The following is a 23,343-nucleotide window of genomic DNA, read 5'->3' on the forward strand; positions in this document are numbered from 1 at the left end:
GTCAACGGCATCCGGAAACGACAAAGGCCGGGCCCGAAGGCCCGGCCTTTGCCGAGTGAAGTCTGGGAGGACTTACTTGAGGATCTTGGTGACGGTACCGGCACCGACGGTGCGGCCACCCTCACGGATCGCGTAGCCGAGGCCCTCTTCCATGGCGATCGGCTGGATGAGCTCGACCGACATCTCCGTGGTGTCACCGGGCATGACCATCTCGGTGCCCTCGGGCAGCGTGATGACGCCGGTCACGTCGGTGGTGCGGAAGTAGAACTGCGGGCGGTAGTTCGTGAAGAACGGGTTGTGGCGGCCGCCCTCTTCCTTGGACAGGATGTACGCCGTGCCCTCGAAGTTGGTGTGCGGGGTGACCGAACCGGGCTTCACGACGACCTGGCCGCGCTCGACGTCGTCACGCTTGGTGCCGCGGAGGAGCAGACCACAGTTCTCGCCGGCCCAGGCCTCGTCGAGCTGCTTGTGGAACATCTCGATACCCGTGACCGTGGTCTTCTGCGTCGGGCGGATGCCGACGATCTCGACCTCGGAGTTGATCGCGAGGGTACCGCGCTCGGCGCGACCCGTGACGACCGTTCCACGACCGGTGATGGTGAAGACGTCCTCGATGGGCATGAGGAAGGGCTTGTCCTTGTCACGCACCGGGTCGGGGATGGAGGAGTCGACGGCCTCCATGAGCTCGACGATCGAGTTGACCCACTGCTCGTCACCCTCGAGAGCCTTCAGGCCCGAGACGCGCACGACGGGGGCGTTGTCGCCGTCGAAGTCCTGCGACGACAGGAGCTCGCGGACCTCGAGCTCGACGAGCTCCAGGATCTCCTCGTCGTCGACCATGTCGCTCTTGTTCAGCGCGACGAGCAGGTAGGGCACGCCGACCTGCTTGGCGAGCAGGACGTGCTCGCGGGTCTGAGCCATCGGGCCGTCGGTGGCGGCGACCACGAGGATCGCGCCGTCCATCTGAGCGGCACCGGTGATCATGTTCTTGATGTAGTCGGCGTGACCGGGGGCGTCGACGTGAGCGTAGTGACGCTTGGGGGTCTCGTACTCGACGTGCGAGATGTTGATCGTGATACCGCGCTGACGCTCTTCGGGCGCGGAGTCGATCGACGCGAAGTCACGCTGAACGTTGGTGGCCGACGGGAACTTGTCGGCGAGCACCTTCGAGATGGCAGCGGTGAGCGTGGTCTTGCCGTGGTCGACGTGACCGATCGTTCCGATGTTCACGTGCGGCTTGGTCCGCTCGAACTTGGCCTTAGCCACTGGGTCCTCCTCAGGACGTTGGTTGCGAGGTCTCGGGCGCTGGATTGCGACCGATTCTTCGCGGGGATGGTTCTCAGATTACTAGAGAGTCGGTATTCAGTTTGTGCGGATGCCGGGAACCCGAGCAGAACCCGGGATTCCCGGCATCCGTGAGAGCGGTGTTACTCGCCCTTGTTCTTCTGGACGATCTCGTCGGCCACGGCCTTCGGGACGTCGGCGTAGCTGTCGAACTCCATCGAGTAGACGGCACGGCCCGAGGTCTTCGAGCGCAGGTCACCGATGTAGCCGAACATCTCGGACAGCGGCACGTTGGCCCGGACGACCTTGACGCCGGCGGCGTCTTCCATCGACTGGATCTGGCCACGACGCGAGTTCAGGTCGCCGATGACGTCGCCCATGTACTCCTCGGGAGTACGCACCTCGACGGCCATGATCGGCTCGAGGATGGTGGGGTTCGCCTTGCGGACGGCCTCCTTGAAGCCCATCGAGCCGGCGATCTTGAACGCCATTTCCGACGAGTCGACGTCGTGCGAAGCACCGTCGAGGAGGATCGCCTTGACACCCACCATGGGGTAGCCGGCGAGCACGCCGACGTTCATGGCGTCCTGGAAGCCCTGGTCGGTCGGCGAGATGTACTCGCGCGGGATACGACCACCGGTGACCTTGTTCTCGAACTCGTAGGTCTTGTCGGCCGTGACCTCGAGGGGCTCGATCGCGAACTGGATCTTCGCGAACTGACCCGAACCACCGGTCTGCTTCTTGTGGGTGTAGTCGTGACGCTCGACCGCCTTGCGGATGGTCTCGCGGTACGCCACCTGGGGCTTTCCGACGTTGGCCTCGACCTTGAACTCGCGCTTCATGCGGTCGACCAGGATGTCGAGGTGGAGCTCGCCCATGCCCTTGATGACGGTCTGACCGGTCTCGGCGTTCTGCTCGACGCGGAACGTCGGGTCTTCTTCGGCGAGCTTCTGGATGGCGACACCCAGCTTCTCCTGGTCGGCCTTGGTCTTGGGCTCGATGGCGACCTCGATGACCGGCTCCGGGAACGTCATCGACTCGAGGACGACCTGGTTCTGCGGGTCGCAGAGGGTGTCACCGGTGGTGGTGTCCTTCAGACCGATGACCGCGTAGATGTGACCGGCGGTGACGGAGTCGACCGGCATCTCCTTGTTGGCGTGCATCTGGAAGATCTTCCCGATGCGCTCCTTCTTGCCCTTGGTCGCGTTGACGACCTGGGCACCGGAGTCGAGGTGACCCGAGTACACGCGGATGTAGGTGAGGCGACCGAAGAACGGGTGCGTCACGATCTTGAACGCGAGCGCCGCGAAGGGCTCCTCGCGGTCGGCGTGACGCTCGATGACGACCTCTTCGTCCTTGGGGTCGTGCGCCTCGATGGCGGGCACGTCCAGGGGCGAGGGGAGGTAGTCGACCACGGCGTCGAGCATGGGCTGCACGCCGCGGTTCTTGAACGCCGAACCGCACAACACGGGGTAGACCTCGCTGGCGATCGTCATCTTGCGGATGGCGCCCTTGATCTCCTCGTGGGTGAGCTCTTCGCCACCGAAGTACTTCTCGAGCAGGGCGTCGTCGGACTCGGCGACGGTCTCGAGGAGCTTCTCGCGGTACTCCTGCGCCTTCTCGACGAGGTCGGCCGGGATCTCCTGGATCTCGTACTTGGCGCCCATGGTGACATCACCCTTGGCGTCGCCGGGCCAGACCAGGGCACGCATGTAGACCAGGTCGACGACGCCGACGAAGTCGTTCTCGGCACCGATCGGGATCTGGAGCACCAGGGGCTTGGCCTTCAGACGGTTGACGATGGTGTCGACCGTGAAGTAGAAGTCGGCGCCCAGCTTGTCCATCTTGTTGACGAAGCAGATGCGGGGGACGTCGTACTTGTCGGCCTGACGCCACACGGTCTCGGACTGGGGCTCGACGCCCTCCTTGCCGTCGAAGACGGCGACCGCACCGTCGAGCACGCGGAGCGAGCGCTCCACCTCGACCGTGAAGTCGACGTGACCGGGGGTGTCGATGATGTTGATCTGGTTCTTTTCCCAGAAGCACGTCACAGCAGCGGAGGTGATCGTGATGCCACGCTCCTGCTCCTGCTCCATCCAGTCGGTCGTGGCCGCACCGTCGTGCGTCTCGCCGATCTTGTGGTTGACGCCCGTGTAGAACAGGATGCGCTCGGTCGTCGTCGTCTTGCCGGCATCGATGTGCGCCATGATGCCGATGTTGCGGACCTTGTGGAGGTCGGTGAGCACGTCTTGTGCCACGGGTGTCTTCCTTACCTGTTGGGAGGTTGATGCCGGGCCCATCGGAGGGTCCGTGACCGGGGTTCGATCACGGACCCTCCGCGGGTTTTACCAGCGGTAGTGCGCGAAGGCGCGGTTCGACTCGGCCATCTTGTGGGTGTCTTCGCGGCGCTTGACCGCGGCACCGAGGCCGTTCGAGGCGTCGAGGATCTCGTTCTGCAGACGCTCGGTCATCGTCTTCTCACGACGACCCTTCGCGTAGCTCACGAGCCAGCGCAGCGCGAGCGTGTTGGCGCGGTGCGGCTTGACCTCGACGGGAACCTGGTAGGTCGAGCCACCGACGCGGCGGCTCTTGACCTCGAGGGTGGGACGGACGTTGTCGAGCGCCTTCTTCAGCGTGGCGACGGCGTCCTGGCTGTTCTTCGCCTCGACACCCTTGAGGGCGTCGTAGACGATCGACTCGGCGATGGACTTCTTGCCGTCGACGAGGATCTTGTTGACCAGCTGGGTGACGACGGGGGCGCCGTACACCGGGTCGTTGACGACGGGACGCTTCGGGGCGGGACCCTTACGAGGCATGGTTCTCAGCCCTTCTTCGCGCCGTAGCGGCTACGAGCCTGCTTACGGTTCTTGACAGCCTGGGTGTCGAGCGCACCGCGGACGATCTTGTAGCGGACACCGGGGAGGTCCTTCACACGACCACCACGGACGAGCACGAGCGAGTGCTCCTGGAGGTTGTGACCCTCACCGGGGATGTACGCGGTGACCTCGGTGCCGTTGCGCAGCTTGACGCGGGCGACCTTGCGCATGGCCGAGTTCGGCTTCTTGGGGGTCGTCGTGTACACGCGGGTGCACACGCCGGCCTGCTGGGGGTTCGACTTCAGCGCGGGAGCCTTGGTCTTCGAGACCTTCGGCGAGCGGCCCTTGCGAACCAACTGCTGAATGGTTGGCACGTTCTCTCCTTGATTGGCCGGGCGGTTCCTCTCGGGCCGCCCGGGGTGCTGCACGGTGACAGCGGTCGTGTCTCCCCCGTCATGTCGCTCATCTTGCGATTCGTGACGTGTCGGGCTCACGTGTGATCCACCGCGCGTCAGAATGATCGGACGCGGTTGTGGTGGATATGCCGTGGGGGTGACCTGTTCGCAGGCCAGTCCCTGAGATGGTGCGAGCGTTGATCCGCACGACCTACCCGAAGGCACGACGCACGGCGCGCGTGAACGCACACCCGCTCAATGATACGCGTTCCCCGGAGGACGGGCAAACGTGCACGCGTCTCCCCCAGCCGACGGTCAGGATGCCGCCCGCTCAGCCCAGGAGCAGCACCGCCGCCGCCGCGCCGGCGGCCAGCAGCAGGACCACCGCGGTACCGATCAGCAGTGCTCGCCAGGCGCCCCGTCGAGCCGGCCGCGGCCGCACGAGGGCGGGATCGTCGCGGAGCCCGGACCGCGCAGGCGGCACGGAACGCGCCACCCGGATCGGCGCATCGACCCGCGGATCGTAGATCTCGCGCCCCAGGGCGGCGGGTACGCGCGCCTCGCGCACCGCCCCGTCGACGGCCTGCGGTCCTGCGTCCACCGACCGTCGGCTCGCGGAGGCATCGGCCGCATCGGCACGACGCGCGCGGCGCGTACCCGCCTGGGTGTCGTCGACTCCGCCGGGCGCGCGACGCGGTCGTGTGCTGTCGTCGGGTGACTCTTCGACGGCGGGCGCGGACGAGCGCCGGGCACGGAGCCCCGGCTCGGTGTCGTCGACGGGGAGAAGTTCCGGGCTGCGCGCCGCGCGCTCCTCCACCGGGGCACGACGCACGGTCGCGTCGTCGAGCTCCGCCTCCAGAGCGGCGGGCCGCGCGACCACGGTGCGATCGTCGGCGTCCGCTGCGATGTCGACGCGCCGGGCGATCACCGTCGCGTCGTCCGGCTCCGCAACGGCATCCGCACGACGAGCGATCTCCGTCGCGTCGTCCGGCTCCCGCACGTCGGAGCGCACGGTGGCGTCGTCGAGGTCGTCCGCGTGGGACCGCACGGTGGCGTCGTCGGGGTCGTCTGCGTCGGCGGCCGCGGGTGAGCCACCGTCAGCCGCGGCCGGCGGGTTCGCGGGCCAGGGGCGCAGTCGGCCCGCCCACAGCGTGACCTCGTCGGGATCGTCGGCTCGGTCGAACGGACCGCTCACACGTTCCTCCGAGTGAGGCGCACCTCCGCGTCGCCGAGGAAGAACCGTTCGCCCGCCTCGATCTCCTCGCCGGGGGGAGCTTCCACCTCGGTGCCCATGAGCGTGGCGAACAGCACGCCGTTCGTCGACTCCAGGTCGGTGACGTACCAGGTGTCGCCACGCAGCTCGAGGCGCGCGTGCGTCTTCGAGACCGTCCGCGTCTCGTCGACGATCGGGACGAGCTGACCGTCGGGGTGCGCGGCATCCGGGCCGGGACGACGGCCGAGGATGACGACCGACGACGTCAGATCGACCGTCTCGCCGTTGGGGGCGATCAGCGCCCACGGGATGCGCTTGCGCCGCGCCACGACCGTGCGGTCGAGTGCGTCGAAGTCGTCGTCCGACGGGACCTCCGGGCGCGTGTACAACGCCGACACCGACGTGCGGGCCGAGCGCGGAGCGCCCGCGTCGGGGGCGTCGGGTACGGCCGAGACCGCTTCGGAGAGCTCGGGGAACTCGTCGGCGGGGGTCCGGGAGACGCGGGGAGCGGGAACCGGCGTCGCCGCGGGCCGCGTGAGCGGTGCCTCCGGGATGATCGCGGGCGCCTCGTCCAGCTCCTCCGCCTCGCGGCGCGCGGGAGCAGCCCACGGCGACGGGCCGTCGTCGACGGGATGATCGGGTGCCGCATCCGCCGCGGGGGACGCCGGTGCCGCCGAGGGGGAGGCCGACTCGACATCGGTGGGATCACTCGTGCGCCGCGCGGCCGGTGACGCGCCACGGGTGGGAGCCCCGGGCAGCAGCAGCGCGCGGGTCGCGAGGGCGTCGCCATCGGGCTCAGCGGGCGGCTCGGCGAAGCGGGGGACCCACCCCGTCGGGGACTGCTCGGCATCCGGCTTCATGTCGACGTCGGCGGGCCCGGCCTGCTGATCGGCCCGATCTCGCGGCGCGGCCCCGTCGGCCCCCGCGGGAGCGCCGTCGCGCAGCGCGTCGAGCACCTCGAAGACCGATCCGGAGGCGGCGGGAACGGACCGGTCCGTCGAGCGGTGTCCGTCGAGACGGGCCGGCGCGAGATCGGTCGGCGGGGCCCAGTCGCTCGGGGACGGGACCGCATCGGCCAACGAACCGGCGGGGGCGGCGAAGGGCTGCACGACCGGCTCCGACACCGGCGGCGCCGCGTCGACGAAGCGGTCGGCTGCGGGGCGGTCGGCTGCGGGGCGGTCGTCCGGGGCGGGCTCGGCCTCGGGCGTCCACCCGCCGATCAGCGGGACGTACGGGCCCTGGAAGTCGCGTCCGCGGCGAACGGGTGCGGAGTCCTCGTCGGCACCGCGGGCGGCGTCGCCCTCCCACCGTGCGGAGCCGAAGCCGAGGACGCTGGCCCAGACGACGAGGAAGACGGCGCCCAGCACGGTGAGGCCGCCGCCCGCGCCGAATCCGACGGTGATGCGGTGGACCGCCACGACGAGGACCACGTAGAAGGCGATGAAGCCGAAGAGGGGCACGAGGTTGATCAGCACGAGCCACGGCGAGAACCCGCCGAGCTTCAGCACGGTGGCGACGTTGACCACCGGCACCCACGCCTTCCAGACCGGCTCGCCGATCTTGCGGAACATCGCGGCCAGGGCGAGAGCGAGCCAGACGTACAGCACCACGACCAGGGCGAGCGAGCTCGCTCCCAGGACCAGCGTCGTCGAATCGGTCATGTCGTGTCGCGCCCCGCCGCCGTGGCGGAACGCTTCCCCCTCTCGTCGCGATGCGGCGACCCCCGCCGAGAAGGCCGGGGGGCGAGGAACCGCAGGAACGATCTCAACGATACGGCCGCGCGCACTCGGCGCCAGAAGCCGCGCTGACGGGTGAGGACGCGACGTTCGTCGTCGACGATGCGCCAGAAGGCGGTGACCTCGTCGGGGGTGATCCGGTCGGCGGCGAACACGGCGCGATCGGCATCAGCGGCCAGGCGGATGCCGGAGGGCGTCGCGAACGCGTCAGCGACCTCGCGACGGGTCGATGCACGCGGCACGGAACGCCCCGCGTCGAGTCCGGCGTCGACGTACTCGTCCCACCCGCCGGCGATCGCTCCCCTCGGATCGGGGTCGTGTCGACGGCCGCGGCGGCGCAGCGCCTTGGCGATGAGCACGGCCAGGAACGGCCCGAACAGCACCAGCACGACGAGCACGGCGATGCCCGCGGTGCGCAGCAGCGGCCAGAGCCACGCGAGATCGATGCCCTCGTCGGTGCGGGAGTCGTCGTCGCGGGAGTCGTCCTCCTGCACGGGCTCGGGCGGGACGACCTCTTCGACGGTGTCGGGACGCACCTCGGTGACGTTCTCGGGGTCCTGCTGCTGGGTGACCTCGAGGCTCGGCGACTGCTCCCACTGCGGGGTGACGTCGACGGCCGCCCACCGACCGTCGGCGCCCTCGACCTCCGTCCACGCGGTCAGGTCGCGCGGTCGGCACTCCCCCGCGTCGCACGCCGACAGGGTCGGGTCGGCGGTCTCCAACCGCGTACCGACGACGACGCGGGCGGGGAAGCCCAGTTCGCGGGCGATGAGCGCCGTCGCGACCGCGAACTGCTCGTCGTCGCCGACGGCGGCGACGTAGTTGCCGGTCGCCTCCGCACGCGGGTCGTCCTCGCGATCGAGGAGACGCTCGAACATGCGGTCGATGCGCGCGAGGGAGTGACCCGAGGCGCTCGGCTGCAGCTGATAGCCGGGAAGGTCGGCGGTCCACGCGGGAGCGGCGGTGCCCGGCGCGGCCAGGCTGTGGCTGAGATAACCGCGCTCCCGGAGCAGCTGGACGAGGGCCTGCAGGGCTGCGCCGTCGGAGCCTGTCGCGTGCTCCTCGACCCACCTCTTCAGGTTGTCTCCGCCCGACACCCCCTGCGGCGCTCCGGGAGCTGTCACGGACGCGAGGTCGACGGGGGCGGGCTCCACACCCGAGAGCTCGTAGCGGTCCCCCGCGCGCAGGCCTCCGTCGGAGGTCTGCACCCCCGCTTCGGCGGAAGCACTGTAGTAGAAGCGGTCGGCCAGAGCGCCGCGCCGATCGCCCTCGAACGTCGCCGAGGCGAGACGGCCGGCGGTCGGCATCCAGATCCCGTCGAGATCGACGATCTCCACCTCGGCTGCGATCGTGCGACCCTCGCCGGCGTCGCGGGTCGAAGGTAGGCGGACGAAGCCCGCTCCTTCCTCGCCCGAGGCGCGGAAGATCTCCCCGTCGTAGGCATCGAGAGTGGCCAGACGGATGCGCTCGGGCAGGGTCCCCTCGCCGCTCACACGGAACAGCACCTCGTCGGCCCGGGCGTCCGAGAACATGGCGCGGTACTGCGCGAGCGGACTCACGGCCTCGGCGATCTGCTCCTGCGGTCCGGCGGCGGAACGGAGGACCTCCCGCTCCGCTCCCCGCGACACCCACGGCACGACGGCGACCGTGACGACCGCGGCGAGGGCGACCATCGCCACCCCGAGCGCGGCGCGTCGACGGTCGGTGCGGGAGCGCCCCGGGGCCACCTGCGCGGCGGAGACCTCGCTCGCGCGGCGGAGCGCGCGGGCACGCTCGTCGTGGGCGCGCCACGCCAGCCACAGCACGGCCGACAGCAGCGCCGCCAGGCCCACCACCGTCTCCACGGGAGCGGCGAGGACGACGGGTCCGATCGTGAGCGGCGCGCTCGTCGCCGTGCGGCCGAAGAACAGGCCGAAACCGCTCATCCCGAGACCGGGGACGACCGCGATGGCCGCCCATCGGTCGGTGCGCCCCGCGAGCGCGAGGGCGAGCGCGGTGCCGACGAGGAAGACCACGAGGGCGGGGATCAGGAGGTTGCGGTACGCACCGACCGGCAGGTCGACAGTGACCAGGTCTTTCCAGGCGACGACCACGCCGGCATAGGACTCGCCGAGCCCGCGCAGCACGTCCAGCGGCGACGTCAGGCGCGACGGCACGGCGAGAGGGACGGCCAGGAGCGTGAAGGCGGCGACGAGCCCGGCGGCGAGAGCCCATCCGCTCCCGCGCCGCCACGCGACGAGCGTCACCACGGCCGCCCCGGCGAGGGATGCCGCGACGACGAGGACGAGGAACGACACGGCCGCGTAGATGGGCCATGCCGCCACCGCGGCGAGCGCCGCGGACACCGCGGTGTACAGCGCGGCGGCGGTCCACCGCGGCGCCGACGACGCCTCACGGCGACGCCGGGGCACGCGGTCGCGCGAGCCGCTCACGAGGTGGCTCCCCGCACCAGAAGACCGGAGAGGTCGTCGAGGGTGCCGATGGTGAGCACGGTGAGGCCCGCCACGCTCTGCATCCGCGGGTGCGCGCGTTCGTCGCAGATGACCGCGGCGACCGCGGTGTCGGCGGGGAACGCGAGCGCCGCCTGCCGCAGGCGGGCGAGGGGCACGAGGGAGCCGGTGACGAGGAACGCGATCGACAGGCGCTCGTTCGCCTCGGATGCCAGCCGGCAGACGTCTTCGACGGGCATGGTGTTCTCGTGGCGCTGGATGGCGCTGAACCCGTCCAGCATCGCCCGCGGGGAGACCACCGGGATGTGACGGATCGCCCGGAGCCGGCCCTTCACCACGCGGGGGATCTCCGAGCCCGTGACGATGTCGATGTCGCGCGCATCGCGCACGGCACGCAGACCCAACGAGGCGGCGGCCGAGACGGCGAGCTCGTACTCGTCGGCATCCGCGTACTCCTGGGTCGCGGCGGCGAGCACGACCGCCATCCGCGAGCGGCGCGACTCCTCGTACTGGCGGACCATCAGGCGCCCGGTCTTGGCCGTGGACTTCCAGTGCACCTGGCGCTGCGAGTCGCCGGGGGCGTACTCGCGGATGGCGTGGAACGACATGTCCGCGTCGACGAGACGCCGGGTCGCGTTGCCCTCGAGGTCGCGGACGAGTCCGGCGCTCGTGGACGGCAGGCCGACCGTGCGCGGATGGACGAAGAGGTCGTGGACGTCGTCGAAGGCGTGCTCGCGTCGCAGCAGTCCCACCGGGTCGCTGCGCACGGTGGTCACCGGCCCGACGCGCACGACACCGCGCGGCAGCGGCGGGATCTCGAGAGGCTCGGTGCTGCTGTGCCCCGGCCGCAGGAACGGCACCCCGAATTCGACGAGACCGCGACCGACGGGGATGTCGAGACGCCCCGGCAGCGCCGGCCGCGAGCTGTCGTTGCGGACGACGATCTCGCCCGTGACGCCGTTCCCGGCGGTGACGCGCTCGTGCTCGAGAGCCAGATCGACGTCGTAGGCGCGTGCGCCGAAGAGGAACGGGACGCTCATGAGCAGCAGCAGCAGCGCCGCCGAGCCCGCCACCATCCACTCGACCCAGCCGAAGACGACGCCGAGCGCGAGGCCCACTGTGGCCGCGATCGCGACGACGGCGCCGGCGGGACGGACGGTGCGCCCCGCCCACGACAGGGCCGCGGCCACCGCCTCGGTGATGACGCGCCATGTCTCGGCGGCCTGCACCGCGGCGCGCACGATACGGCGCTGCCGGCGGGTGGCGGTCGAGGTGATCGACGTGCGCGAGCCCGTAGCCACGGTCGCGGCCGAGGTGCGCGTGAGCCGCGACTCGGTGACGTTCGGATCAGGCATGGCTCACCCCCCGATCCGTGCGGACACGGCGCACGGGCGTCACGCGCTCTCGCGCTGCGTCGGCGGGAGCGTGTCGAGCAGGACCTGGCCGACCACGGCCTCCTGCGTGACCCCGTCGAACTCCGCCTCGGGGTGCAGGATGAGCCGGTGCGAGAGCACGGGCACGGCGAGCGCCTTCACATCGTCGGGCGTCGCGTAGGTGCGGCCCTGCGACGCGGCCCGCGCGCGCGTGGCGCGCGTGAGGGCGAGCGCGCCGCGGATGCTGACGCCCAGGCGGACCTCGTCGGCCGTGCGGGTGGCATCCACGAGTCGGGCGATGTAGTCGAGGACGAGCGCGTCGACGTAGACGGATGCCGCGAGATCGGCCATGCCCACCAGCGCCTGGGGGGTGATGATCGGGCGCAGGTCGGCGGTGGCGACGGGGGCGCCGTCGAGGATGCGCACGGTCGCCGCGTGGTCGGGGTAGCCGAGGGACGTGCGCAGCAGGAAGCGGTCGAGCTGGGCCTCGGGCAGGCGATAGGTGCCGGCCTGCTCGACGGGGTTCTGCGTGGCGAGCACGAGGAAGGGCACGCCCACCTCGCGCGAGACGCCGTCGATGGTGACCTTGCCCTCCTCCATCACCTCGAGCAGGGCCGACTGCGTCTTGGGGCTCGCGCGGTTGATCTCGTCGGCGAGCACGATGTTGGCGAAGATGGGCCCGCCGTGGAACTCGAACGCGCCGCTCTTCTGGTCGTAGACGGTGATGCCCGTGATGTCACCGGGGAGCAGGTCGGGCGTGAACTGGATGCGGGTGTTCGTCCCCTGCACCGACTGCGCGACGGCGCGGGCGAGCGAGGTCTTGCCGGTGCCGGGGACGTCTTCGAGCAGCACGTGCCCGTCGCTCAGCATCGCGGTCAGCACGAGCTCGACGACGTGGCGCTTGCCGAGCACCGCACGCTCGACGTTGTCGGCGATCTGCGAGAAGGTCTGGGAGAACCAGGTGGCCTGCTCCTGGGTGATCGTCATGTCGGTGCGTTCTTCCTGTGGGGGATGGATGGATGCCGGGATCAGCCGTTGCCCTGGGGCGGCTGCGAGGGGTCGCCCTTCGGCGGCTCGGAGGGGTCGGCCTTGCCGGGGTCGCAGGTGCCGCCCGTGACGAGCGTGGCGTCATCCAGACCCCAGCCCTTGGCGGACCAGCTGACCTGGACCTTCGCGTTCTCGACGCGGGTGGCACCCTTCGGCACGACGGTCGGGTCGCTCGCGTCGAGCTTCTTGCCGCTCTTGTCGTAGTAGACGACGCCGGAGCGGTCGGTGGAGGTACGCGCCTCGCCGTTGCTGGTCTTCCACCCGAGTTTGAGCTCGCTGCCGGCGACGCAGGAGTCGATGTACGCCCTCGCCTGCACCTGGTACGGGGCGCTGCCGGATGCCGGCTTGACGACACCGCGGTCGGAACGCGCCGGCCACAGGTCGTGCTGGAAGTAGACGCCGATGTTCGGATCGCTGTCGTACGCCGAGGTGCCGTTGTCCCAGTTGTCGTAGACGACCGAGTTGGTGCGCGGCGGCTTGTCGCCCGCCTCGATGCGGGTGATCTTCCATCGGGCGGTGTCGCCGCTCACATCGGGCCACGCGTTCACGCGGAACGTGTAGCCCTGCGGGGCGGAGGTGTCCTGCGCGGCGTCGATGCTCTGCTCGATCTGGTCGGAGCCGTAGCTCTTACCCTCGTAGACCGAATCGACGCACATGCGGACCGTGTAGGTCACCCCGTCGTCCTTCCCCGGGAACTCGCGGCGCGGCCCGTCGTCACCGACGCGGCACGAACCGTCGATGGCGAAGCCGTAGCGCACCTCGGAACCGTCGCCGTTCTTCGACGCCGAACCGGTGGCGACGATCGTCACCTTGCCGCCGCCCTGGGGTTCGGACGTGAGCGTGAGGCCGAGCTGCTGCGGCTTGCCGACGCCGTGCGCGGTGAAGACGAGCGCCTGACCGCTCTGCGAGCCGCCGAGCCCCGGCGGCACGGTGAAGCGCGAGATCGGGGTGACCGTGATCTGCGTGGAGGAGTTGCTCCCGACCGGGAACGCGTCGACCGAGATGTTCTCCTGGTTGCGGCCGATGTCGACGGTGCGCTTCTGCCCCGCGGCGCTGACGATCTCGAGGGAGCCGGTCTCGGCGGAGTCGATGCCGCGGATGGCGAGATCCGCGACGCCTCCGTCACCCCCGTTGTTCACGGGCGCGAAGTCGCCCGACTTCGGCCTGTCGGGGGAGGCGTAGGCCCATGCCGTCGTGCGCACGGCGCCACGCGACTCGCCGACGCTGTTCACCGCCGTCACCACGTACTCGCGCTGCTCGCCGTTCGGGGCCGAGATCACGGGGCACCCGCCATCGGGGCCGCACTGCGCGACGACCTCGCCGCCGGAGCGGACCGTGAACCCGCTGAGCGCCGGGTAGGCGCGACGGGCCTCGCCCGGATCGACCCGGAGCGTCAGCGAGCCGTCGGCGAAAGCCGTCTGCCGCACGCTCGCGGGCGAACGGGGGTAACCGAGCAGGTCGAGCACGACACGGGCATCTCGCGTGGACGCGGTCGAGCGCCCCTGGGCGTCGCGGAGCGTGACGCTGGCGCTGCAGGTGGCGCCGGGGGCGTCGGCCGTCCACGAAGCGACGACGCTCGACGCCGAGCCGACGGCGAAGGTCACGCCCGTGCACGCCGCCGTGGGCCGCACGCCCACGACCTCGAGCGGGGTCCGCGGCAGCGGGTTGACCTCACCGCTGATGCCGATGACGTCGATCGAGCAGCTCGAGCCCTGAGCCTGCGAGCACTGCGACGACGTCGTTCCGCCCTGGGGCAGCGTCGAGGGCGCCGCGCCGACGCGGAGGACGAGCCGCGCGGGAGCGACGGCGTTGTGACTGGTGACGGAGATGACGGCGGCGTTGTCGGTGCCGGGCACGGAGCGGTCGCCGCCGACCACCGTCACGACCGATCCGTCGAGCGAGACCTGGAACGCGGAGCCGCTGTAGTCGAGGGCGTACCGGATCCCGGCCCAGTCCTCACGCCCCAGCTGCCACGAGGTCATGTTGCGCAGGTCGAAAGTGGCCGTCTCACCGGGGCCCACCGTGAGCGAACCCGGGCGCAGCTCCGGCTGCGGATCGCGGGCGACCACCCCGATGGGCACCGAGAGCACGGTCCAGTCCTGCGTCCCCGCCACCCGCACGGGCACCCGGCACGCGTCGGTCCACGGCGAGCCCGTCCCGGCGTCGTACTGCACGACCGACCCGGTGACGGAGCAGCGTCCCTCGGCGCGGACGCCGGTGGTCGAGACGTCGGTGCCGACCTCGAGCGCGGCCCGACGGGGAAGGGCGACGAGGGATGCCATGTCGAACTGCACCGAGGCCAGCTCATCGACCCGCTGCGCCGATCCGGGGCGAAGCGCGAGGGTCAGGTCGTCGTCGCCCGGCACGCGGAGGAACGCGTAGGTCGTGACGTCGGCGTCGCCGACGCGGCCCGTGATCGCGAACGGGATGACGCGACGGGTCGCGGGCAGCTCGCCGGAGATGCGCCGGCCGTCGAGGCGCACGTCGGTGGGCTGCCCCCACAGCGCCACCTCGAGGTCGCCGACCTCACCGCCGGACCAGGTCGCGCGGCCCGCGATCACGTCGACCCCGGTGGTGAAGTCGTCGCGGTTCTCGACCGTGAGCACGGTGTCGGTCACCACGGGGTAATCGGGCACGCTCTCGCGCACCACCTTGACCACGATGAGTCCGCGCCCGGTGTTGCCGGAATCGGACTCCACGTCGTACAGGAACGACATCGTGCCGGGCTCGTCGCCCGCGCGCAGGACCACGCCGGTGTCGCTGACGCTGTCGACGAACCCGTCGAGTCGCGCGTACTCCGGGTTGGCGCTGCCGTCGACGAGCGTCTCGGGAAGGTCGGGCCGCACCGCCGTGAGCGTCAGTCGCCCCTGCGTGGGATCGATGTCGTTCGCGAGCGGACTGACCCGGATCGTGCGGTCTCCCCCGGCCTGCACCTGCACGTAGTCGGTGAAGGTGATCGGACTCGGGTTGGCCTCGGCATCCAGGATTCCGATGCGCACGGTGCCCTCGCCCGTGGCGCCCGAGGAGTCCGCCACGCGGTAGCGGAACGACACCTGCCCCCGATCGCCCGGCACGGACGAGTAGACGATCGACGACCCGTCCGGGGAGACGGATGCCGTGCCCCGGTCGGGCTGGGCGACGATGCGGTCGAGCGAGACGGCGTCACCGTCGGGGTCGACGCCGAATCCCTGGAAATCGATCGTCGTCGTGCCTCCGCTGAGGACGCGCCCCTGGAGGGTGTCGGGGAGGGGCGCCCGATTGGCCTCGCCGCCGAGGACCGTGATGCGCACGGTCGCCTCGTCCCAAAGGGCGGGCGTACCGGTGGTGTAGACGCGGTACGTCACCTCGTAGGAGCCGGGCGTGGTCGGCGCCAGATAGCGCAGCACGCCGCCCGACGCGAAGGCGAGCGCGTCGCTCGCCGGCTGAGCCTGCACGCTGGAGGGGTCGAGGCTCGGTCGCCCTCCGGCCGGCGAGATGTCGTTGTCGAGCACCGGGATGTCGATCTGCGCCCCCGCGCGCACCGTGACGGTGTCGTCGACGGCGATCGGCGCGATCTCGGGAGCCGGCGGGAGAAGGTAGACGGTCGCCTCGCCGCTCACGCGGGAGCCCTCGTCGTCGGTTCCGTCGCTGACGGTGTAGTCGACGGTACCGAGCAGCCCCGCGCCGCCGTCGGCGGTGGAGCCCGAGACGCGCAGATCGTTCTGCCCGACGGTGTCGACGGTGAGGGAGGCCCCCTCCTCGGCCGCGGGCGTCACGTCGCTGAGCAGCAGCACGCGGCCGGTGGGGTTGGACACCGCGCTGAACACGTCGAGGGTCGCATCCTCCTGCGGGCGCACGAAGGCCACGACGGGGGCGGTCGACAACTGGGCGGGCGCGTCGGCGGGGAGGAGCGTGATGCGAGCCGTCCCCGTGGCGTCGCGACCCCCGGCGTTGACGGTGAAGTCGACGCGGTACACACCGGGCTCGGATGCCGTGAAGTCGAACACCGTGCTGCCGCCGACCACGGTCGCGGTCGCGGCGGCGTCGTCGAGGACGCGGACCGAGCCGAGGGAGATCTCCCCGGCGGTGCCGGTGACGTGCGGGCCGACGTCGACGGCGAGGGAGGTGCCGACCGTGTCGACGGTGGCGAAGGACTGCACTGCGAGAGTGGGATCGGGAGCCACCCGGATGACGAGGGGCTTGGTCGTGGTGGCCCCTGCGGTGTCGGCGATCGTGACGTCGAGCTGGATGCTCTGTTCGCCGCCCGACCCGTCGTCGGCATGCTGGTAGACGACGTCTCCGCCGGGGGTGGCGGCGACCGTGCCGACGCCGCTCGGGTTGTCGACCGAGAGCAGCAGGAGCGGGTCTCCGTCGGGGTCTACCCAGCCGGGCAGGACGGGGACCGTGAGGGTGCCGCCGCGCGCGACCTCGGGGGTCGGCCACTGCTGCAGGCATTTGTCGGTGCCGCACCACACGGGGGCGGCGTTCGACTCCGCCGGCGAGACCGTCAGGGTGACCGTGGTGGGTGCCGACGTGAGTCCGTCGGCCGTCGTGCCGTCGGTCACCGCGTAGCTGAAGGTCGCGGTGCCGGTTGCTCCCGGCTCGACGCGCACCGCCAGGCGCTGACCGGAGTCGATGAGCGAGAGCCTGCCGAAGCCGGGATCGAGCCCGGTGACGCTCTCGGGCACGATGCTCAGCACGTCTTCGTTCGGATCGTGGTCGTTCAACAGCACCGGAAGGGTGTTGAGCCGCCCCGCCCGTACCCCGAAGGCATCGGGTTCGGCGATGGGCGGCTTGGGGTCGAGGACGACGCTCAGCTGCTCCTCGCTCTGGACGGCGGCCTCTTCGGTGCGGTCGTCGAGCGACCAGTTCTGACTGGATGCCACGAGGGCGCCGTCGGGCACCGTCCACACCCAGCCGGTGCGCGTCTCGTTCAGGATGACGGCGTGATCGGTCGCGACGAACACCGGGCGCCGCTGGTCGGGCATGGTGGCTCCGTCGTAGGCGAGGTCAATCTCGCCCTGGTCCGACCGCCACAGGGTGCCCCGACTGTCGCCCGGGAGGAGCCAGGCGGCGTAGGTGACGCCCTGGTGGGTGAGCGGGCGCGCGGGCTGCCCGAGGATGTTGCCTCCCCCGCCCACCTCGCGCCGGGGTCCGGACCCGTCGGTCGGGATCGTCCAGAGCGACTGATCGTCGGCGACGAAGACGGCATCGGCTCCCGCGTCGGCGTCGCCGACCGAGACCTGGTCCCCCAGGTCGAGGTCGACCGGGTCGGTGCCGCGCATCCACACGCGGCCGGCCTCGGGATCCACGAGCACCCAGGTGTCGCCGGCCGCCGAGATCACCGGAGCGGTCACCGTCACGTCGAAGGCGTCGCGCGCGCGCACCTCGTCGGCGTCGATGTCGTACCGGATCACGGACTGGTCCACCGAGGAGTAGGCGAAGAGCATCCCCCGGTCGTCGAGGGCGATGGCATCCGCCGTGTACGACACGGCCTCGTCGTCACCGGCGGTTCCGAAGGGGTCGAGCTCGGCGGCGCGCTGACCCGCTTGGCTCAGCCGCCCCGCGAAGAGGGCTCCCGTGTCGGTGCGGTAGACGACGTAGTCGCCCGCCGTGGCGACCGAGGTGGTGCCGGGCGGGGTGTCGGGGGCGGCCTCGAGCTGGTCCTGCTCCAGGTCGACGGGCTGCGCCTCGTCGATGCGGGTGAGCTTGCTGTAGCTGTCGGTGAACAGGTACGCACCGTCGTGCGCCTGCGCCACCTGACTCGGATTGCCCGCGGTGCGCACCGTGTCGAGCTCGCCGACCGTCGTGTTCACGCGTGCGTAGCGCTGCCCGTCACCGGTCTGCAGCGCCCACACCGAGGTGTCGACCTCGGGGGTCTGCTGCGCGTCGAGGCCGGGCCACACGATGCTCGCGGTCACGACGAGGGTCGCGGCGACGAGGGTCGAGGCGAGCCCGACCAGCGTGCGGCGTTTCATCGCAGCACCCCCGTGGCGTAGAGCGCCGCGACGACGACCGCGCCGGCGGTGACGAGGGTCGCGGAGGCCAGCACCCAGGGCAGCGCCCGCGACGCGGTCGAGACCGGGGCCTGGATGTCGGTGTCTTCGTCACGTGCGTACCCGGTGATGCCCGAGGAGTCCCGCGTCTTGCGCGAGATCTCGCGCTCGATGCGCGAGCGCGCGGGGCCGCGGACGGTGCCGTCGGCGAAGTCGATGGAGCGGGCGGCGGGTGCCCACTCGGCCGCGGGGACCTCGAGCGGGGTCGCCGGCACGCCCATCTCGGCCTGCACCCCCTGCAGCGCCTCGCCGAAGGCGCGCGCGCTCGGGTAGCGCTGGGCGGGGTCGCGCGCCATGGCCTTCGCGAGGACGTCCTGCACCGACGGCGGGACGTCCGACCGGGAGATGGCCGTGTAGGAGGCGCGAGCGATGCGGCGGCGCAGCTGCTCGCGCGAATTCTGCCCCTTCTCGCGCCGCTCGAACGGACTCTGCCCCGCCAGCAGCGAATAGACGGTGGCGCCCAGACTCCACACCTCGCTCGCGATCGTGCCGGCGGTCTGCTCCGCGACGACTTCGGGGGCGCTCCACGGCACGCTCATGGCGAGCATCTCATCGGCCCCCTGGCGCACGAGCGACGACGAGATGCCGAAGTCGGCCAGCACGGGGGCACCGAAGGTGGTGACGAGGATGTTGCTGGGCTTGACGTCGCGGTGGATGAGCCCCGCGTGGTGCGCCGACTCGAGAGCTCCGGCCATGCGCACGCCGATCGACAGCACCTCGGCCACCGGCATGCGCTCGACGCGGTAGCGCTGGGCGAGCGAGCCCGGGCAGAACTCCATCACGATGTACGGGCGCCCGTCGGCCGAGATGCCCGCCTGGTAGACCGTCACGATCGAGGGGTGCGCCGACAGGTGCGCGAGCACGTCGGCCTCGGCGTTGAACATGCGCAGCAGGTCGGTGTCGCGCACGTCGCTGGGGAGGACCTTCACCGCGACGTCGCGACGGGGCATGTCCTGCCCGTACAGGAAGACGTCGGCGAAACCGCCCGACCCCAGAGGACGGATGTAGGCCAGCCCGGGCAGGATGGGCGGCGACGACGGAAGCCGCTGCGGCATCGAGCCCCCTCCCCCGGACGACGCGCCCGCACCTCAGCGAGCGCACAACCCGTCGATGCTAACAAAGCAGTCTTCATCGGCCCTGCGCGTTGTGCACAGGTGACCGCAGGACACCGAGCGCGCTCAGGATGCCGGGGCGTCGGGCTCGCGCGGATCGAACGGCGCGTCGAGGGAGCGGGTGAGGTCGTCGAGCAGCGCTGCGATCTGCGGCTCGACGTACTCCGCCACGGCCGCCTGGATGCGCAGGCGATGGTGCAGGAGGATCGTGCACACCTCCCGCCCGATCATGTTCGCGTAGTCGTCGGCCAGACCGACCTCCTGCCGCAGCGCCGCCTTGGCGGCATCCGACAGGGGCGGGAGGGCCGGGATCTCGGCGTCCTCCTCCGCGGCGAGACCCGAGAGGGTGAAGAGGAAGGGCGACCCGGGTTCGGGGTCGGGGTCCAGCGGCATCCCGTCGAACTCCGGTTCGAGCCCCTCGGCGGGCCGATACGAGCGGCGGCGATTGCGCTCGGCCTGCTGGTCGAGCTCGGCCTGCAGCATCGGGAGGTTGCGCGAGGTGTAGTCGGCGACGGCGTGGTCGACGATGCCCTTCACGCGCGTCGAGAGACCGTGCTGCACCCCGTGCGGAACGTCGGAGCCCAGGCCCGCGGCGGACAGGACCGGCGAGCCGAAGCACCGGCGACACGGGGCGACGCGACCGCGATGGTTCGCGGGCTCCCAGCGCGGCAGCCATCGCAGCCAGGCATCCACGGCCTGGCTGACCTGGCTTTCGAGCGACCGCTCCACGGCGCCTACGTTAGTGCGACACGCCCGGGCATGTGGGGATGCCACGGCGCGGAGGCGCCAGGACGTCCGGACGGGAGTGCCGGATCGGCCGCGCGTGATCATCAGGGGGCGTCTTCGTCGTCCTCCCACCGCCATCGGGGCCCCTCGGACCGGGTCCGGCACAGGAACACCCCGAGAAGGCCGGCGAGCAGCCCGGCCGCCGCGACCACGGGCCCGGGAAAGCCCAGCACGACGCTCCCGGCAGCGGCGAAACCGCGTGCCGGGTCTGCTCCGCTGACGACCGCGCCGACGACGATCCCTGCGGCCTCGCCGACGAATGCCGCGATGGCGCACGGAACCGCGGTGAGGTATTCCGGCGGGTCCGCCCGCAGGCCCCACAGGAGCACCCCGGCGAACAGGGCGAGAGCGGCGACCTGCCCGATGACGCCGGGGATCGAGCCGAGCCCGCGGACGGGGATGACGTCGGCGTCCAACGCGAGGCTCGCCACCCCGAGCCCGCCGATCGAGAGGGCGATGAAGGTGACCGCCGCGAAGACGACCGCGACCGGCGGGGTGACCCCCGCCGGTCGCGGCTCGTTCGTCATGGCATCCGTGTCGATCTCAGCGCTGCGAGAGCTGAGGACCGGCCTCGAGTGTGCGCTCGTACTCGCGCTGCGCTTCGGCGTTGATCTCGGTCACGCGGCGACCCCGTGCCGAGACCCAGGCGCCGAACCAGATGGTGAGCTCGCGCCCCAGCACGAAGGCCACGATCGCCAGCGGCGCGAGGACGTTGTTCTGCAGCAGGTCGAGCGACTCGCTCGAGGTAATGCGCCAGAAGGGGGCGGCGAACAGCACGCCCAGCAGGTGCCCCGCCCAGGCGATGACGCCGACGACCAGACCCCACACCACCCAGTGACCCCAGCGACCCCGGTTGATGAGGGCGCCCAGGAACCAGAAGCCGAGGAAGAACGCCACGGTCGGCACCCACAGGCCCGCGGTGGCGAGCGCCGCCAGCGCCTCGCCTCCGAGCTCCGAGACGCCGAAGGCGCCGGTCAGCAGGCCGAGGCCGAGCGTCGCCGCGAGGTAGAGCACCGCGAAGACGACGGCGGCGAGCAGGCCGATCGCGCCGGCGGCGCCGCGGTTGCCGCGCGGACGCGGCGCCTCGGGAGCCTGCACGAAGATGGGCTGCGGTGCCCCGACGGCACGGGTGGGCTCGTCGGCGACGGGCGTCGCGGTCGTGGCGGACGCGCCCGCGGCGGTCCCTGCGACCCCCGCGGCGACGGCCGGTGCGACCGTCGTCGGCGCGTCGTCGTGACGGGGCGCCTCGGTCTCGGCGGTCGCGTATCGTGCGGTGGGCGCGTCGTGCTCGGGTTCGGCCGACGCGGCGTAGGCGGCCCAGCGTGCGTCCTCGTCGTCCAGATCGACGGATGACGTGCGCCCGGCGGCGGCGGAGGCCTGGGGCTCGACGGGAGACGCATCGTGCACGACCGGAGCCGTGTGCTCGCTCCGGGCGTCGCGCAGTGCGGCGGCCTCGTCGCGCTCGTGCGCCTCGCGCTCGTCCCAGGCGGCCTGGGCCGCGTCGCTGTCGACGGCGTCGCGCTGCGCGGCCTCGGCGTCGGCGAGGCCCTCGTGGGCGCGCCCGACCACGTCGTGCGCGTCGTCACGGGGCTCGGCGACGGGGTCTCCGTACGAGTTCGTGGGCTCAGCGACGGGGTCGCCGTGCGGCTGGTGGTCGCTCATGGGGTCTCCTCACGCGGTGCTTGCGCCGCAAGGCTAACCCGCGCCCGGCGTGTCGCCCGGAAGGCGTGCCGTGGATGTGCGTCTCGCCTGAGTCCGATGAGACGCCTAGGCTGAACGCATGCCCGGTCGCCTGACTCGCACGGCCCTCGTCGCCGCGATCGTCGGCGCGGCCGCGCTCGGCACGACGGCGTGCGCGCCCTCGGCCGACGAGGCGTCTCCGCAGGAGTCGGCGCCGGTCGTCTCGACCAGTCCCACCCCGATCCCCACCATCACGCAGACCGCGACGGCCGTGCGCATCCCCGCGGACTGCCGCGCGATGCTCTCCGCCGACGTCCTCTCGCAGCTCGGGACGGTGCCGCTCAACGACCCCTCGCTGGGGCCGTCCGGCGTGCAGTCGGACGGATCGCTGATCTGCATCTGGCGCGACCCCGCCGCCGACACCACGAGCCTGATGACGACCATCTCGCGCGTGGACCGCGGCCCCGCCCTCGACATGCTCAACGACCTGGTGACCACCCAGGGCTTCAGCTGCTACACGCCCGATGAGGGCACCCGCTGCGAGAAGACCTGGATCAACGACACCTACCCCGTCAACGACGGTCGCACCCTCTTCTGGCGCGACGACGTGCTGGTCGACACCCAGTACTCCAACCTCGCCCCGACCGGCTACACCGCGAGCATCATCTCCTCGGTGTTCGGCTGATCGCGCGACGGCCTGCGCTCACTCCCCGAAGAACGCGTGGGATGCCACGGTCGCGGCGTACGCGTCCGGCATCCAGCCCGTGAGGGTCGACGAGACCCAGCGATCCCCGCGCAGGTCGTGGACCTCGAGGACGTCGCCGGTCGCGCGTTCGCAGTGCGTGACATCGCCGTCGGCCGCGCAGCCGAATCCCTGCGCGGCGAGCGTCGCCTGCGCCGCGGCCGCCCCCTCGGGCGTGACCGTCGAGACGGTCGTCTCCACGAAACGCCCGTCGACGCCGCGCCAGTGGCAGGTGACGACGACGGTGGGACTCGCGGCCGCCACCGCCTCGGGGGTCGAGAGCGGGGCGGTGCGGCGCTGCCACAGCAACGCCTCGGGCGACCACACCAGGGACGACCACAGGGGCTGAGAGTAGAGGTGGCGGCAGTCGCCCGCGGGCTCCGCGGCAGGGGCCGCGGTGGCCGTCGGCGTATCGGTCGTCGCGCGCAGGGTGTCGCCCACGAAGCTCACGGCGGTCGGGATGCCGGGCGCGGCGAGGATCCCCAGCGCCGCCACGGCCGCGGCGCAGAAGATGCCGGCCGGCCATGCCAACCACAGGCTGCGTCCACCGATTCGGGCCATGGGTTCCTCCGCATCCACGGTAGGCGCACACCCCCGGCGCACCCTCCCCTCGACACGCCGCGTCCCGGTCCCGGCACCCGCGCGACACACCGCCGGCACGACGCGACACCGGC

At 71.5% G+C, this 23,343-nt stretch carries 16 protein-coding genes; 1 reads left to right on the plus strand and 15 read right to left on the minus strand.

All coding sequences use genetic code 11. The features are described from left to right. Nucleotides 1–72 precede the first annotated feature (72 nt). The 14 genes from tuf to AB0230_RS04640 form a co-directional block, all read right to left on the minus strand. Entirely contained in the window at nucleotides 73–1,266 is a 1,194-nt protein-coding gene (tuf, locus tag AB0230_RS04575; protein WP_076673648.1) for an elongation factor Tu, read from the minus strand. Between the two features lie 161 nt (nucleotides 1,267–1,427). Beyond that, nucleotides 1,428–3,542, minus strand: a complete 2,115-nt coding sequence (gene fusA, locus AB0230_RS04580; RefSeq protein ID WP_076673646.1) for an elongation factor G — start codon at nucleotides 3,540–3,542, stop codon at nucleotides 1,428–1,430. An 87-nt stretch (nucleotides 3,543–3,629) separates the two neighbouring features. Beyond that, on the minus strand, nucleotides 3,630–4,100 hold the full coding sequence (gene rpsG / locus AB0230_RS04585) for a 30S ribosomal protein S7 (protein ID WP_013584050.1): 471 nt from the start codon (nucleotides 4,098–4,100) through the stop codon (nucleotides 3,630–3,632). A gap of 5 nt (nucleotides 4,101–4,105) precedes the next feature. After that, a complete protein-coding gene (gene rpsL, locus AB0230_RS04590) occupies nucleotides 4,106–4,474 on the minus strand; it encodes a 30S ribosomal protein S12 (protein WP_013584051.1) in 369 nt (122 codons plus the stop codon). 352 nt (nucleotides 4,475–4,826) lie between these two features. Next, nucleotides 4,827–5,690, minus strand: a complete 864-nt coding sequence (locus AB0230_RS04595; RefSeq protein WP_366374212.1) for a hypothetical protein — start codon at nucleotides 5,688–5,690, stop codon at nucleotides 4,827–4,829. Continuing rightward, nucleotides 5,687–7,369, minus strand: a complete 1,683-nt coding sequence (locus AB0230_RS04600; RefSeq protein ID WP_366374214.1) for a DUF5684 domain-containing protein — start codon at nucleotides 7,367–7,369, stop codon at nucleotides 5,687–5,689. Before AB0230_RS04600 ends, AB0230_RS04595 begins: the two co-directional genes overlap by 4 nt. After that, nucleotides 7,366–9,876, minus strand: coding sequence for a transglutaminase domain-containing protein (locus AB0230_RS04605; protein WP_366374216.1), 2,511 nt, complete (start codon nucleotides 9,874–9,876; stop codon nucleotides 7,366–7,368). Before AB0230_RS04605 ends, AB0230_RS04600 begins: the two co-directional genes overlap by 4 nt. Beyond that, nucleotides 9,873–11,249: a DUF58 domain-containing protein gene (locus AB0230_RS04610; RefSeq protein ID WP_315993653.1), complete on the minus strand. Its 1,377-nt coding sequence runs from the start codon at nucleotides 11,247–11,249 to the stop codon at nucleotides 9,873–9,875. The genes AB0230_RS04605 and AB0230_RS04610 overlap by 4 nt, the downstream gene beginning before the upstream one ends. Nucleotides 11,250–11,288: 39 nt before the next feature. Further along, the gene (locus AB0230_RS04615; RefSeq protein WP_366374218.1) at nucleotides 11,289–12,254 is read right to left on the minus strand and encodes a MoxR family ATPase; all 966 of its coding nucleotides are present in this window, start codon (nucleotides 12,252–12,254) and stop codon (nucleotides 11,289–11,291) included. 41 nt (nucleotides 12,255–12,295) lie between these two features. Then, the gene (locus tag AB0230_RS04620) at nucleotides 12,296–18,271 is read right to left on the minus strand and encodes an Ig-like domain-containing protein (RefSeq protein WP_366374220.1); all 5,976 of its coding nucleotides are present in this window, start codon (nucleotides 18,269–18,271) and stop codon (nucleotides 12,296–12,298) included. Continuing rightward, nucleotides 18,268–19,404, minus strand: a complete 1,137-nt coding sequence (locus tag AB0230_RS04625; RefSeq protein WP_363387172.1) for a serine/threonine-protein kinase — start codon at nucleotides 19,402–19,404, stop codon at nucleotides 18,268–18,270. The genes AB0230_RS04620 and AB0230_RS04625 overlap by 4 nt, the downstream gene beginning before the upstream one ends. Before the next feature lie 123 nt (nucleotides 19,405–19,527). Continuing rightward, nucleotides 19,528–20,190 (minus strand): spermidine/putrescine ABC transporter substrate-binding protein, encoded by a 663-nt coding sequence (locus AB0230_RS04630; RefSeq protein WP_315993657.1) that lies wholly within the window; start codon nucleotides 20,188–20,190, stop codon nucleotides 19,528–19,530. A gap of 101 nt (nucleotides 20,191–20,291) precedes the next feature. Further along, nucleotides 20,292–20,774 (minus strand): hypothetical protein, encoded by a 483-nt coding sequence (locus AB0230_RS04635; RefSeq protein ID WP_366374223.1) that lies wholly within the window; start codon nucleotides 20,772–20,774, stop codon nucleotides 20,292–20,294. Nucleotides 20,775–20,790: 16 nt separating this feature from the next. Next, nucleotides 20,791–21,909 carry an ABC transporter gene (locus tag AB0230_RS04640; RefSeq protein ID WP_366374225.1) on the minus strand — a complete coding sequence of 373 codons (1,119 nt, stop codon included), beginning with the start codon at nucleotides 21,907–21,909 and terminating at the stop codon, nucleotides 20,791–20,793. A gap of 118 nt (nucleotides 21,910–22,027) precedes the next feature. On the opposite strand from AB0230_RS04640, the gene AB0230_RS04645 reads away from it, so the two are divergent. Beyond that, nucleotides 22,028–22,612, plus strand: a complete 585-nt coding sequence (locus AB0230_RS04645; protein WP_315993660.1) for a hypothetical protein — start codon at nucleotides 22,028–22,030, stop codon at nucleotides 22,610–22,612. A gap of 18 nt (nucleotides 22,613–22,630) precedes the next feature. Here AB0230_RS04645 and AB0230_RS04650 read toward each other — a convergent pair whose 3' ends face one another. After that, on the minus strand, nucleotides 22,631–23,230 hold the full coding sequence (locus tag AB0230_RS04650) for a hypothetical protein (protein ID WP_315993661.1): 600 nt from the start codon (nucleotides 23,228–23,230) through the stop codon (nucleotides 22,631–22,633). Nucleotides 23,231–23,343 lie beyond the last annotated feature (113 nt).

Origin of the sequence: Microbacterium sp. NPDC089190, assembly GCF_040701795.1 — a bacterium.
Classification (GTDB): domain Bacteria; phylum Actinomycetota; class Actinomycetes; order Actinomycetales; family Microbacteriaceae; genus Microbacterium; species Microbacterium galbum.